Origin of the sequence: Actinosynnema sp. NPDC053489, assembly GCF_044544865.1 — a bacterium.
In the GTDB taxonomy this organism is placed as follows: Bacteria; Actinomycetota; Actinomycetes; order Mycobacteriales; family Pseudonocardiaceae; genus Actinosynnema.
Genome location: NZ_JBITXT010000009.1, coordinates 33,026 through 45,790, shown reverse-complemented (window position 1 = coordinate 45,790; position 12,765 = coordinate 33,026). Strand labels below are relative to the sequence as shown.

The window sequence follows — 12,765 nt, the reverse complement described above, 5'->3', positions numbered from 1 at the left end:
GGTGACCGGTCGGCCAGCCTTGGGCGGGGGCGGGTCGGTCGTCCGGGGTCGGGTCAGGCGGTGGGGGGTTGGGTGAGTTCGAGCAGGCCCTGGTCGAGGAGCCAGGTGGCGGTCGCTTCGGCTCGGCCGGCGGGGAGGTGGGCCGACCAGGCGCGCAGCAGGGCGGCCAGGGTGGGGGTTCCGGTCAGGTGGTCGAGCAGCGGGGCCAGCTCGACGTCGGCGACGTGCGCGACCGGGGTGGTCAGGGTGGGGTGGGTGAGGGCCCGACGGGTGGTGACCAGGTCGCCCACCGGGCACGGGGTCGGTCGCACGGCCGCCTCGGGGGACAGGCGGACCGGGCGGTGGAGGTTGGGGGTCAGGGGGACCGGTGGTGGGGGGTCGTGCGGGGGCGGGGCGGCCCGGCGGGTCCAGAACGGTTGGTCCCGGTACCGGTCGTGGCGGTGGTAGTGGGCGGCGGTCCAGGTGGCGTGTCGGGTGGTCGTGCGGCGTTGGCCGTCGCGGTAGAAGGCGACGGCGGCCCGGTGGTCGCCGGTGGTCAGGATCGTGTTGGCGGTGACGGCGGCGGCCAGGGCGCTGTGCAGGGCGCTGCTCACGCCGGAGGAGGTCAGCGGGTCGAGGGTGAAGGCGGCCTCGCCCACCTTGACGTGGTCTTCGGTGGCGGGGTCGTCGGCGCGGTGGGCGGTGGCGTCGCAGACGGCCACCCGCGGGGTTGCCGGGCGGTGTTCGAACAGGCCCGTGACGTCCAGCAGGTGGTGGTAGAGGCGGGGGACGTCGAACGCGTGCCGGCGCACCAGGTCGGGGTCGACGAACGCCATCGCGCGGAACGCGCCGTTGGGCAGGGCGGCTCCCCAGACCCACGCCTGCGGGCCCGTGCCGATCCGGGTCGGGCCCGTGCCCGGCCAGGCGGCGTGCAGGGCGAGGGTGCGCGGGCCGGTGTCGGTGGTGGTGCCGCCGGTGGCGCGGTGGCGTCCGCCGGCGTCCACCAGGAACCGGGCTTTGACGGTGCCGTGGGGGAGGGGGACCTCCCAACCACCCGGGACGCGGCGGGGACGGCCGGCGCGGGACGGTTGGCGGATCGACACCCCGGCGGCGCGGGCGGCGGTGAGCAGGGCGTGGTCGAACCGGCCCCGGTCGACGGTGACGGCACGGGGGTCGGGGGGAAGCAGGCGCGTGGTGGCGTCCTCCCAGCGCAGGAAGGTGCCCTGCGCCGGGAGGCAGCCGTCGAGGGCGTGGCGGAGGCCGAGGGTGTCCAGCAGGGCCGGCACGTCCGGGGACAGGGCCTCGCCCACGTGCGGGCGGGGGAAGGGGCGGCGCTCCAGCAGCACGACGTCGTGGCCGAGGCGGGCCAGGCGCAGGGCGCACACCGAGCCGGCCGGGCCGCCGCCGATGACGCAGACGTCCCGGGTGGTCATCCGAAGTGGTCGGGGCGGGCGGCGAGCAGGCGGCTGTAGACCGACAGGCAGTGGTGCAGCCAGCCGCGGATGTAGTCGCACGCCGGCCTGCCGCGGTGGATCACCTCGTGGTGGCAGCCGCCGCCGCACAGGTAGCGGGCCCAGCAGCCCCGGCACGGGTCCTGGCGGTGCACGTGGCGGTCGGTCAGCCAGCGCGCGCGGGCGGTGTCGTCCACGCCGGTGGTCAGGTCGCCCATCGCGCCCTCGGGGTCGCCGACGAACCGGTGGCACGCCGACAGGTCGCCGTCGGCGGACACGCCCAGGTACCCCGCGCCCGCCCCGCACGGGTACGGGCGGTGGGTGCCGCGGTGGATCTCGCGCAGCGCGGTGACCAGGTTGGTGAACGGGTAGCGCCGCCCGGCGAGCGTGCGGCGCAGGAACTCCTCGCCGCACGCGGTCATCTGGTCCAGCATCACCGCCAGGTCCGGCGAGGACATCTCGCCCTGCCCGGTGGGCGAGCTGAGCATGGGGGAGAAGCCGACGCCGTGGAACCCGGCGGCGGTGAACTCCTCCAGCGTGCGGGGCAGGTCGAGGTTCAGCGGGGTGACCGTCACGCGGGCGGAGACCTGCATCCGGCGTTGCGCCGCCAGCAGGGGCGCGACCCGGTCCACGACCCGCCGGTAGCTGCCGCGGCCGTCCCGGTGGGGCCGCAGCAGGTCGTGCCGCGCGCCCACGCCGTCGAGGCTGACCGTGACCGCGAAGCCGTGCGCCTCGAAGAACTCGCCGTCCGCCGGGGTGACCAGCGTGCCGTTGGTGGTGATGGAGAACGTGACGGGGATGCCGGTCCGCTCCGAGGTGGCCGCGGCGTGCTCGGTCGCCGCGCGCACGACGGGCCGGTTGATCAGCGGTTCGCCGCCGAGGAACGCGAGGTTGACCCGCTCGCCCGGCGCGGCGTCGCGGAACAGGGCGTCGACGGCGGCGAGGGCGGTCGCCTCCGGCATGTTCTTGGCCGGTCCGCCGAAGTCGCCCTGCCGGGCGTAGCAGTAGGTGCAGCCGAGGTTGCACTTCTGGGCGACGGCCAGCGACAGGGCCCGCACCGGCGGCGGGTCGGGCGCGAGGTCGTCGATCTGCCGGGGCGCGTCGAGGCCGAGGTCGGCCAGCACCGCGTCCAGCGCGGCCGGGTCGGGGTCGCGGCGGGCGGCGTCGACGCGGTCGTAGAGGGCCTCGGCGACGCCGAACAGCCTGCTGCCGTTCGCCAGCAGCACGCGTGGCCCGACCTCGGTGCGCAGCAGGTGGACGTCGGGGTGGACGGGGGCCGAGGCGTCGAACAGCGCGGTCACCGGTCGTCGTCCCCGATCTCGGTCTCGAGGTGCTCCGGGGCGTCGTTGCCGCCCACGACGAACCTCAGCTTGCCCTGCCAGTCCTGGAACAGGTCGTCGTAGCTCACCAGCCGGGAGTCCTCGCGGTCGTCCAGCACGTACTCGCGCGGCTCTCGGTGCACGGCGAACCAGTGGTCGCCGGTGCTGGTGCCCGAGCCGGTGTCCTCGACGTTGACGTAGTCCGGCCGGCTCGCCGCCCAGTAGTAGCAGGCGCACTCGCGGTAGTCGTTCTGCCAGGGCGAGCACAGGCCGCGGGTGAGGTCGCCGGGCCCGGCCAGGTCTTCGGCGATCACGGCGAGCTGGTCGCCGGTCACCGGGCTGGTCGCGAACAGCGGCCGCACCCGCAGCGGCACGGTCCGGTAGTGCTCGTCGGGCGGGTCCGGTGGCGGGCCGACCGGGGTCGGGGCGGGGTGGTCGGTGAAGACGCAGTCGACGGTCCGGTCGGCGTGGCCGGCGAGCACGTCGGCCAGCGCGTTGGACCACTCCAGCATCGTCACGCCGTCGGGGTTGGTCGGCGAGGTCAGCGGGGCGGAGCCCGCGCCGGGCCGCGTCGGACCCACCAGGTGGCCCACGACGCGACAGCCGCCCACGGTCAGCAGGCGGTGGCCGACGAGGTCGTCGTACCGCGGGTCGGTGGCCGCCACGACGTAGTTGTCCGACTCGTGCAGCTCGATGCCGTCCAGCAGGAACCGCCAGATGTTGCGGAAGTCGAACTCCAGCCCCGGGAACGCGTTGGAGATCGCCGACTCCGGCAGCGTGCTCGGGGGGTTGCCCGCGGCCTGGTGGTGCAGCTGCGCGGAGAGGTTGAGCGGGTGGATGCGGTCGTCACTCATCACCGGGCTCCGGGCTGTCGGGCTCCTCACCGAAGATCGGCTGCACGGCGGCGAGGCGGACCAGGGCGACCTGGCGGCGGGTGAGGGCCAGGGACCGGCCGTCCGCGCCGCGCATCAGGGCGGGCATCTTGCGCCTGCCCTTGGCGGTCAGGTCGCCGACCTCGTCGTGGTCGCGCAGGACGTCGGCGAACCACGGCGCGGTGCCGCCGCGCAGGGCGGCGAGAATGTTCTGGTGCAGCGCGAGCACGGCGGAGCGGTCCACAAGGGACGGTGCCATGATCGGCTCGTACAGCCGCCCGGTGTCGGCGGTGTCCTGCCGCACCATCGTGCTGGCCGCGTCGACCCGACCGTCCACGGTGTTGCCGTTCATCACCGCGGTGTTCATCAGCCGCACGGTCTCCGCGGCCCGGCGCAGCACCTCCTCGGTGACGACGCGCGCCCGCGCGACGGTCCGCTCGTCCGGCTCGGTGATCTTCGGGCCGAGCAGCGCCTGGTCGAGTTCGTCGGCCACGGTGCGGATCGGGACGGAGTCCGGGGCGTAGGCAGGCGGACCGGCTCCGATGCGCGCGAACGCGGTCAGCTCCCGGTCCGCCACGCGCAGCGCGACGCGCACCAGCCCGTCGCACTCGTCGTCCAGGTAGCCGCGGCTGACCCACGTGCCGTCCGGTCCGTCGTCGCCGGCGTAGATCTGGGCCGGGTTGGTCAACCGGGGGTCGCCCGGCTCGTCCACGTGACCGCGCCAGGTGCCCTTCGAGGCGTCGTAGAGGAAGTCCACGACGTTCGGGTCGTGCGCGTCGGTCTCCTCCGGTTCCCGGGAGCCGTAGACGAGCCCGGCGGCGGGCGTGAACCGCAGCCGGACCTCGGGGAACTCCGGTGTCGGCTTGACGTAGCGCACGTGGCCCAGGGGCAGGTGGCGGCCCGCGAGGAAGTTCGGGCACTCGCCCCGCAACTCGTGCGCCGCGTGGTCGTTGAACTCGCCCGTCCTGGCGTTGATCCTGTCGTTCTCGGCGTACGTGCGGCGCTGGACCTTGTGGTTGCCCACCTCGACGGACCACCGCACGGCGTCGGGGTTCAGGCCGTGCCGGTGGAGCAGGTCGAGCGTGAGGGGTTCGAGCACGTCGTCGTCGGTGAGCGCCCAGACCTCGAGGAACGGCGCGACGGGGCGGACCTTGCCGCGGCCGTCGGTGAACCGCAGTTCGGCCGGGGTGTCGGCGGAGGTGATGGCACCTGACTCCGGGTCGACCCGGAACGTCGGCGCGGGGGTCAGCCGCCGCGGCGCGAGCGGGTGCTCGTCGTCGACGTCGACGGTGTAGTTGTCCATCGGCTCGGCCGCCGCGCCGAGCCGGCCCACGGCCAGGGGCGGGAGGATGCGCAGGTCGCGGATCGTCATCGGGCACACCCCTGGCGGCTGAGGACCTGGTCGATCTGGGCGAGCGCGCGCTGGTCGGAGTCGCGCAGCGCGAGCAGGTAGGGGTCGTCCGCGTGCGACTCCCCGGTCTTGACGAACTGCTCCACGAGCAGTTGCGACGCCTCCACGAGGTCGCGTTGCAGCAGCCAGCGGTCGCGGTCGCGGTGGGGGAGTTCGACGCTGTAGGGCATCTCGAACGGCGGGCCGGCGCACCACCCGTCCGGCTCGGGCGTCAGCGGCAGCTCCACCAGCCGCCCGGCGATCGCGCGCAGGTTGTACATCTCGGCGAACGCCCGGTGCACCAGCGCGCCGCGCCCGGTGAGCACACCGCCGTTGTCCACCGGGCCCGCCAGCAGGAACGCGTGCGACACGTCGGTGAGCAGCATCCGGTAGCGCAGGTTGAACAGGTGCGCCCACGGCGCCGCGACCGGGTGGGTGATCGGATTCGTGGTCCGCTCGCCGGCCGCGTACCCCTCCTCCCACTGGTCGAGCAGGTGCTCGGTGACCGGGTTCGGCGCGACGGGGCGGGACACGAGCGCCTGCTGGTCCCGCGGCAGCGCGGCCACCTCGCGGTAGATGCCGAGGAACCGGTTGAAGTGCGAGGACGGTTCGTCGGCCGAGGCGTTCGGCGCTTCGCCCTGCTCACCGACCTCGCGCAGCGCCGCGCGGGCCGAGTCGCGCGAGAAGACGCGGAGCACCAGCAGTTCCGGGGACTTCACGTCGGGCACGTTGCCGGCGTCCTGCCCGCGCTCGCCGCGGGTGTAGCCGCGACCCCACTCGTCCCAGGACGCCTGGTAGGGCAGCGTCTCGGCGTGGAACACCTCGTCCGGGAGGAAGTGGCGCCGCTTGAGGATCTCGTCGATGCGGTGGTAGAGCCTGCCGACCCGGTTGACGTACTGGCCGCCGGCGGCCCGGGCGGCGCGCTTCTTGATCTCCTCCGCCTCGGCGTCGGACCAGGAGGCGGGGCTCTCGGCGACCACGTACCTGGCGAGCGAGTCGAGCCCGAACGGGCTGAGGTCGAACGCGAACGGGTAGAAGTCCGAGCCCCACGGGTAGTCCTCGCGGTCGAGGTTGACGGGGCCGCCCAGGGCGGTGAGCAGGTTCTGCACCGTGACGAGGTGGCCCATCTCCTCCTTGGCGATGCCGAGGATGGTCTCCTGCCAGCGCCGGACCTTCGTCCGCAGCTCCCCGGGCACCTGCGGTCCGCCCATCGTGTAGGCGGCGAAGAGGTACTGGACCATCAGGGAGTGCTCGATCTCGGCGGCGACGTGCAGCAGCATCACGGTGTAGTCGCGCCAGTTGAACTCCGGCGGCAGGACCGGGACCTTCTTCCCGTCGTCCTCCGACCGCGGCAGCGAACCGGCCACGGCGAGGACCGCCACGGGCGGCAGGTGGTCCTCGAAGAGTTCCGGCACCACCGACGCGAGATGCCTGCGCACCCTCGACCGCATGGGCTGCTCCGTTCCCCGCCCGGCGGTGCGGGCGCAGGGGCGAGCGTGCCGGCGTTCGGGGCGCCGCCGTGGAGTTGCCCGGGAACACCAGTCGGGGTGGTGAAGCCGATCATCCGGCCGGGTGGACCCGCCTGACGGACCGTCATCGGTGGCGCGGTGCGGCCACGGGCGGGTGACGGGCGTAGCGGTTGGGTGCCGGCGGTGGAGTGGTCGTGCCGGCGGTGGGGCGGGCGTGCTGGTGAGGTGCTGGCGGCGGGGTGGGCGTGCTGGTGGGACGGTGCCGGTGGCGGTCGGGTTCGCCGCCACCGGCGCGCGTGCCCGGTCAGTCCAGGATCTGCGGCGGGTCCATGACCGGGCGGTCGCAGGCCATCAGCCAGCGGCCGTCCTCGCCGCGCCGCAGCACGTCCGTGCAGCGGCCCGTGATCCGGACCTTCTTGCCCTCCTCGTTGGTGGTGTCGATGATGAACGTGACGCCGATGAGCGACACGTCACCCGCCACGTAGGCGTGCGTGAGGGTGGCCTCCAGGTGCGGCTTCGGGGCCAGGAACTCGACGAACCACTTCTTGCGGGCCTCGCCGGTCAGCTGGCCGCCGGAGAAGTTGGAGATCGCGTCCGGCCGGTAGAGCTTGTCGAACAGCTCACCGTCACCGGAGTTGAACACGTCGATGAAGATGTCGTTCTGCGTGTCGATGTCATCGGTGAGGTCGGGGAAATCGGGGTCGACCCGGATTGCGGTGGACATCTTTACGTCCTGCTTCCTTCTGGGCGGAGCGGGTCCGCAGGTCCAACGGGCGAGTTACGTCGTCTCGCTCCGGGAAAAGTAACCCGACGCCTTTCACGGCCCGCTCATACGCGGGTAACCGGACCCGCCCGACCGGGTGATTACCGCGCTATGAGAACGATTCCCGCAGGCGCGGCTAACGTTCCGAATCGACCCCTGCCGACAGCCGACCGACGAGAGGCCAGATCCATGCAGGAAACCGAGAAGGACGGTCGCGCGGTGATCGACGCCGTCCGCGACCTGGTGCCGCGGCTGCGTGCCAACGGCCAGGAGGCAGAAGACCGGCGGTGGCTGCCGGACGAGAACATCAAGCTGCTGGAGGAGGCCGGGGTCTTCCGGGCCGCCGTGCCCGGCAAGTTCGGTGGTCTCGACCTGCCCGTGGCCGACCAGGTCGCCATCGTCGAGGAGGTCGCCCGGGGCTGCGGCTCCACGGCGTGGGCGGTCAACGCCTGGCTGAGCAGCGCGGGCGTCATCGCGGCCTACCCCGACCAGGCGCAGGAGGAGGTCTACGCGGGCGGCTCGGTGCGGGTCTCCGGCGGCTTCACGCCCACCGCGACCCTCGTGCCGACCGACGGCGGCTACGTGCTCAACGGCGCGTGGCGGTTCAACACCGGCATCCGCGGCGCCGACTGGAACATCGTGGCCGCCATGGTGCTGCGCGACGGGCAGGAGGAGTCGCACGAAGAGGTGTACGCCGTCGTGCCGCAGTCGGAGTTCACCATCGCCGACGACTGGCACGTCTCCTCGGCCGCCGGCACCGGCAGCTCGACCAGCTCCGTGAAGGACCTGTTCGTCCCGGCGCACCGGGTGGCCGACGCCGCCGAGCTGACCGAGGGCACCACCGGCGACCGCTGGAACGCGGGCCTGCACGGCCGCGACTACGGCCTCATCCCGTACGTCATGATCCCGTCGCTGGCGGTCTACATCGGCCTGGCGAAGCAGGCGCTGGAGCTGTTCGTGGCGCGCGCGCCCGGTCGCGGGATCGCGTACACGAACTGGACGGAGCAGTCCGAGCACCCGCACGTGCAGATCCAGCTCGCCACCGCCGCAAACAAGATCACCGCCGCGGAGGGGCTGCGCGACCGCGTCACGGACCTGATGCAGGACCGCGCGGACCGCGCCGTCGAGGTGACCACGGCGGAGAAGGCCGCGATCCGCGGCCGGATCGGCTACGGCATCCAGCTCGCCAAGGAGGCCGTCGAGATCGTCTACACGCTCTCCGGCGCCTCGGTGATCCAGAAGGCCGTGCCGATCCAGCGGGTCTACCGCGACACCGTGGGCCTGGCGCTGCACGGCCTGATGGCGCCGGCCACGAACCTGGAGGTGCACGGCCGCGTGCTGCTGGGCCTCGACCCGAACACCTACTTCCTCTGACCAGACCCGCCCGACGCACGCAGGATTGGAGCAAGCCCGATGTCAGCGAGCACGACGACGATCCAGCCCACCGAGGACCTGGACAAGCACCTGGAGCACTACGTCCAGGCGTTCAACTCCAACGACCCGGACCTGCTGGAGCAGTTCTACACCGAGGAGGCGATCGCGGTCTGGGAGCCGCACACGCCGCTGCAGGGCGAGGCCCGGCGGGAGGCCGCCCGCGAGTTCCTCTCGCGCAAGCCCACGATGACCGCGGTGGAGCGCGAGCGGTACGTCACCAACGACACCATCCTGTTCATCGTCGACTGGCAGATCGACATGACCGGTGCCGACGGCGAGCCGGAGCACCTGGAGGGCGTCGGCGTCGACGTCGTCCGCAAGGGCGCGGACGGCAAGTGGCGGTACGCGGTGGACGACGCCTACGGCGGCAACGCCCCCGCCTGAGGGCGCGGCGCCGCACCGGGCCCGCTCGTCACCGACGGGCGGGCCCGGTGCGGGTCCGGGGCGTCACCGGTTGGCCAGGGCCGCCTGCTCCGCCTCGCGCCGGTCGTAGTCCGCGCGGGCCGCGGCGATCGCGTCCTGGTGGCTCTCGGTCCAGTCGACCAGGGCCTGGATGGTGTCGTGCAGCGTCACGCCCATCGAAGTCAGCTCGTAGTCCACGCGCGGTGGGACCACGGGGTAGACGGTCCGCTTCACCAGGCCGTCGCGCTCCAGCTGACGCAGCGTGATCGTCAGCATACGCTGGCTGATGCCGTCGATCAGACGGCTGAGCTCGGAGAAGCGCAGCACCCGGCGGTCGAGCAGGGCGATCACCAGCAGTGACCACTTGTCCGCGATGCGGTCGAGGATCTGCCTGACCTCGCAGTCGGCCCGGGTGTCCCACTGCCGGGCACCGTAGTCCTCAGTATCACCGCAGAGACTCAGTGACTTCAAAGTGCCTTCTTCCATAGGTCTGCATGGTGACTGATCATTCGGTCACGTACAAGAGGGAACTGACGTGCCAAACGGTAACCGCCCTGAGCGGGTGCGCGGCACCACTCCCTCGGGTCCCCTACAAGGAGCTGACTGAAGTGTCCGCGACACCACAGAGTCCATCGGTCGACGATGGCCCCGTCCGCATGACCGCGCGAGACCGCGCGCTGCTCTTCGTGCTGTGCGGCTCCATCTTCCTCGAGGGTGTCGACATCTCGATGTTGGGTGTCGCCCTGCCCGCCATCAAGGCGGACCTCGGCATGGCGCCCGGCGACCTGCAGTGGGTGGTCAGCGCCTACGTGCTCGGCTACGGCGGTTTCATGCTGCTGGGCGGTCGTGCCGCCGACCTGCTCGGGCGCCGCAAGATGTTCGTGTTCTGGCTGGCCGTGTTCGTCCTGTTCTCGGGCCTGGGCGGCTTCGCGACCGAGGGCTGGATGCTCATCGCGTCCCGGTTCATCACCGGTCTCGCGGCGGCGTTCATGACGCCGGCGGGCCTCTCGCTGATCACCACCAACTTCGAGGAAGGCCCCAAGCGCAACCGCGCGCTGCTCTGGTACGCGGGCACCGCGGCGGGCGGCTTCTCCCTCGGCCTCGTCGTCGGCGGCCTGTTGACCGCGCTCGGCTGGCGCTGGGTGTTCTTCGCCCCCGTCATCCTGGCGGGCCTCATCTTCGTGCTCGCGGTCAAGCTCATCGAGGACGACCCGGTGACCGGCACCGGCGGCCAGAAGTTCGACATCATCGGCGCGGTGACCCTGACCGGTGGCGCCACGGCCCTGGTGTGGACCGTCGTGCAGGCGCCCGAGGTCTCCACGACCTCGACCCTGCTGACCGGCCTGCTGGGCCTGCTCCTGCTCGGTGCCTTCGTGCTGACCGAGCTGAAGTCCGCCTCGCCGCTGGTCCGCCTCGGCATCCTGCGCAACGCCAACCTGGTGCGGGCCAACATCGCGACGGTGCTGTTCGCCGGGTCGTTCTTCGGCTTCCAGTTCATCACCATCCTCTACCTGCAGGACCTGCGCGGCTGGACGGCCATCCAGACCGGCGTCGCGCTGCTGGTGATCGGCATCGACTCGGTGCTCGCGCCGACGCTGACGCCGAAGCTGGTCGACAAGTTCGGCAACATGAAGGTCATGTTCGTGGGCATGGTCCTGGCCCTGGCCGCCTACGCCCTGTTCCTGGGCATCCCGGCCGACGCCAACTACTGGACCGCGATGTTCCCGACGATGCTGCTGCTGGGCCTGGCGTTCACCCTGGTCTACGGGCCGCTGACGATCGTCGCGGTCGAGGGCATCGCCGACGAGGAGCAGGGCCTCGCGGGCGGCATCTGGAACACCTCGTTCCAGTTCGGCGCCGCGCTCGGCCTGGCCGTGGCGACCTCGCTCAGCGTGGCCGCGTCCGACAGCGAGGAGAGCGTGCTGGAGGGCTTCCACTCCGCCTGGGTGCTCCCGGTCGTCGGCGCGGCCCTGGCCCTGGTGGTCATCGCCACCGGCCTCGGGCGCAAGAAGGAGACCGCGAACGCCCAGGAGGCCGTGCCCGCGACGTCCTGACCCGATTCGCGAGATCCGTCCGAGGCCCGCGTTCCGCACGCCACCGCGTGGGGGCGCGGGCCTCGGCGATCCGTGAGGGATCCGGAGGCGATCCGGGGGGAATCGGGTGGCCGAGGTCCCGCGATTACCGGTGGGAGACTCGGGAAACCACGCGATTACCGACGGCAGGAAAGGCCGGCGGAAATTTCTGCCATGCTCGATCCGACGCCGGGCGAATATCACCCGGCAGACGGTTCAGTGCCGCTGAGGAGGCAGGAATGACCACGATCGACAGCAATGTCGACGTTTCCACGATTTTGGCCGCGGTCGCCGAAATCGCGCCGCAACTGCGCGAGAACGGCGCGCGGGCGGAGCAGGAGCGCCGCACGCCGGCCGAGACCATCGAGCTGCTGGAGCGCGCCGGCGTCTACCGCATGACCACCCCGCGCCGGTTCGGCGGCCTGGAGCTGCCGGTGGCCGACCAGGTCAAGGTCTACCAGGAGATCTCCCGGGCCGACCCGGCCGCCGGGTGGGTCTCGATGATCTGGTCCACCAGCACCTGGGTGCACACCCTGCTGTCCGAGAAGGCGCAGGAGGAGATCTTCACCCGCGAGTCCACCCGCGTGTCCACGGGCTTCACGCCGAGCGGCACGGTCGAGCCCGCCGAGGGCGGCTGGGTCCTCAACGGCGTGTGGAAGTGGATGTCGGGCATCCACGGGTCGCACTGGGTCACGGTGGCCGCGGTGCAGATGACCCCCGACGGCCCCGCGCCGTACGTGGCGGTCGTGCCGGTCTCCGACGTCACGATCATCGACGACTGGAACACCGGCGCGGCCGAGGGCACCGGCTCGGCCTCGGTCAAGGCGGAGGGCGTGTTCGTGCCCGCGCACCGCGTGCTGTTCCTGCCGGAGCTGCTCGGAGCCGGCGCCGCGGACCGCGCGAACAGCGGCGCCACCGGCCGCAACTACGCGTTCATCCCGTACTTCATGGCGGCCGGCTCGTCGCCGTTCCTGGGCATCGCCAAGGGCGCCTACGACCTGTTCCTCGACCGCCTGCCCGGCCGCGGCATCACCTACACGCCGTGGACCAACCAGAGCGAGTCCCCGGTCACCCACATCCAGGTCGCCACCGCCAAGAACAAGATCGCGGCGGCCGAGGCGCTGTCCGCGAACTGGCTGGGCCTCATCCAGGCGCACGCCGACGCCGGCACGGCGCCCACCGTGGAGGAGCGGGCCGAGGTCCGCGGCCAGACGGCGTACTCCATCCAGCTGGCCAAGGAGGCCGTGGAGGTCCTCTACACCGCCAGCGGTGCCTCCGTGGTCTCCCGCGACGTGCCGTTCCAGCGGTTCCACCGGGACATCAACGGCCTGTCCCTGCACGCCCTGTACCTGCTCAACGCCAACCTCGAGCTGCACGGACGGGTCATCCTGGGCCTCTCGCCCGACACCCCGTTCCTGTAGCACCGGCGCACCGCGCACCGGCCAGGCGCCGGCCGTTCGCTTCCCCAGGGCGACGGCCCGTGCCCATCGCCTGCCGCCATCCCCCTCGGCAGGCGTCCCAGCGCCGCCCCCGCCTGCCTCCCCAGAGCAGGCGGAGGGCGGCGCTGTCCGTCACCTCCCCTCAGGAGACCTCCTCCGCCACTCGACGCCTCCC

At 72.3% G+C, this 12,765-nt stretch carries 11 protein-coding genes; 4 read left to right on the top strand and 7 right to left on the bottom strand.

From position 1 onward, the window contains the following. Window positions 1–53: 53 nt before the first annotated feature. From ACIGNX_RS21810 to ACIGNX_RS21785, 6 genes are all read right to left on the bottom strand, one after another. Window positions 54–1,412, bottom strand: a complete 1,359-nt coding sequence (locus ACIGNX_RS21810; protein WP_396542499.1) for an NAD(P)/FAD-dependent oxidoreductase — start codon at window positions 1,410–1,412, stop codon at window positions 54–56. After that, a complete protein-coding gene (locus ACIGNX_RS21805) occupies window positions 1,409–2,731 on the bottom strand; it encodes a radical SAM protein (protein WP_396542498.1) in 1,323 nt (440 codons plus the stop codon). The genes ACIGNX_RS21810 and ACIGNX_RS21805 overlap by 4 nt, the downstream gene beginning before the upstream one ends. Further along, window positions 2,728–3,603 (bottom strand): hypothetical protein, encoded by an 876-nt coding sequence (locus ACIGNX_RS21800; protein WP_396542497.1) that lies wholly within the window; start codon window positions 3,601–3,603, stop codon window positions 2,728–2,730. Before ACIGNX_RS21800 ends, ACIGNX_RS21805 begins: the two co-directional genes overlap by 4 nt. Further along, window positions 3,596–4,993: a hypothetical protein gene (locus ACIGNX_RS21795; RefSeq protein ID WP_396542496.1), complete on the bottom strand. Its 1,398-nt coding sequence runs from the start codon at window positions 4,991–4,993 to the stop codon at window positions 3,596–3,598. Before ACIGNX_RS21795 ends, ACIGNX_RS21800 begins: the two co-directional genes overlap by 8 nt. After that, window positions 4,990–6,462, bottom strand: coding sequence for a ferritin-like protein (locus tag ACIGNX_RS21790; RefSeq protein WP_396542495.1), 1,473 nt, complete (start codon window positions 6,460–6,462; stop codon window positions 4,990–4,992). The genes ACIGNX_RS21795 and ACIGNX_RS21790 overlap by 4 nt, the downstream gene beginning before the upstream one ends. Window positions 6,463–6,784: 322 nt before the next feature. Then, window positions 6,785–7,204: a YybH family protein gene (locus ACIGNX_RS21785; RefSeq protein ID WP_396542494.1), complete on the bottom strand. Its 420-nt coding sequence runs from the start codon at window positions 7,202–7,204 to the stop codon at window positions 6,785–6,787. Window positions 7,205–7,432: 228 nt separating this feature from the next. On the opposite strand from ACIGNX_RS21785, the gene ACIGNX_RS21780 reads away from it, so the two are divergent. Both ACIGNX_RS21780 and ACIGNX_RS21775 read left to right on the top strand, forming a co-directional pair. Next, complete coding sequence (locus tag ACIGNX_RS21780; RefSeq protein ID WP_396542493.1) at window positions 7,433–8,617, top strand: acyl-CoA dehydrogenase family protein; 1,185 nt, start codon at window positions 7,433–7,435, stop codon at window positions 8,615–8,617. A gap of 39 nt (window positions 8,618–8,656) precedes the next feature. Further along, window positions 8,657–9,061 (top strand): YybH family protein, encoded by a 405-nt coding sequence (locus ACIGNX_RS21775; RefSeq protein ID WP_396542492.1) that lies wholly within the window; start codon window positions 8,657–8,659, stop codon window positions 9,059–9,061. A gap of 63 nt (window positions 9,062–9,124) precedes the next feature. Here the strand turns inward: ACIGNX_RS21775 and ACIGNX_RS21770 are convergent, their stop codons facing one another. Continuing rightward, window positions 9,125–9,565 carry a winged helix-turn-helix transcriptional regulator gene (locus ACIGNX_RS21770; protein ID WP_396542491.1) on the bottom strand — a complete coding sequence of 147 codons (441 nt, stop codon included), beginning with the start codon at window positions 9,563–9,565 and terminating at the stop codon, window positions 9,125–9,127. Between the two features lie 170 nt (window positions 9,566–9,735). On the opposite strand from ACIGNX_RS21770, the gene ACIGNX_RS21765 reads away from it, so the two are divergent. After that, window positions 9,736–11,133: an MFS transporter gene (locus ACIGNX_RS21765; RefSeq protein WP_396542490.1), complete on the top strand. Its 1,398-nt coding sequence runs from the start codon at window positions 9,736–9,738 to the stop codon at window positions 11,131–11,133. 257 nt (window positions 11,134–11,390) lie between these two features. Next, entirely contained in the window at window positions 11,391–12,572 is a 1,182-nt protein-coding gene (locus ACIGNX_RS21760) for an acyl-CoA dehydrogenase family protein (protein WP_396542489.1), read from the top strand. Window positions 12,573–12,765 lie beyond the last annotated feature (193 nt).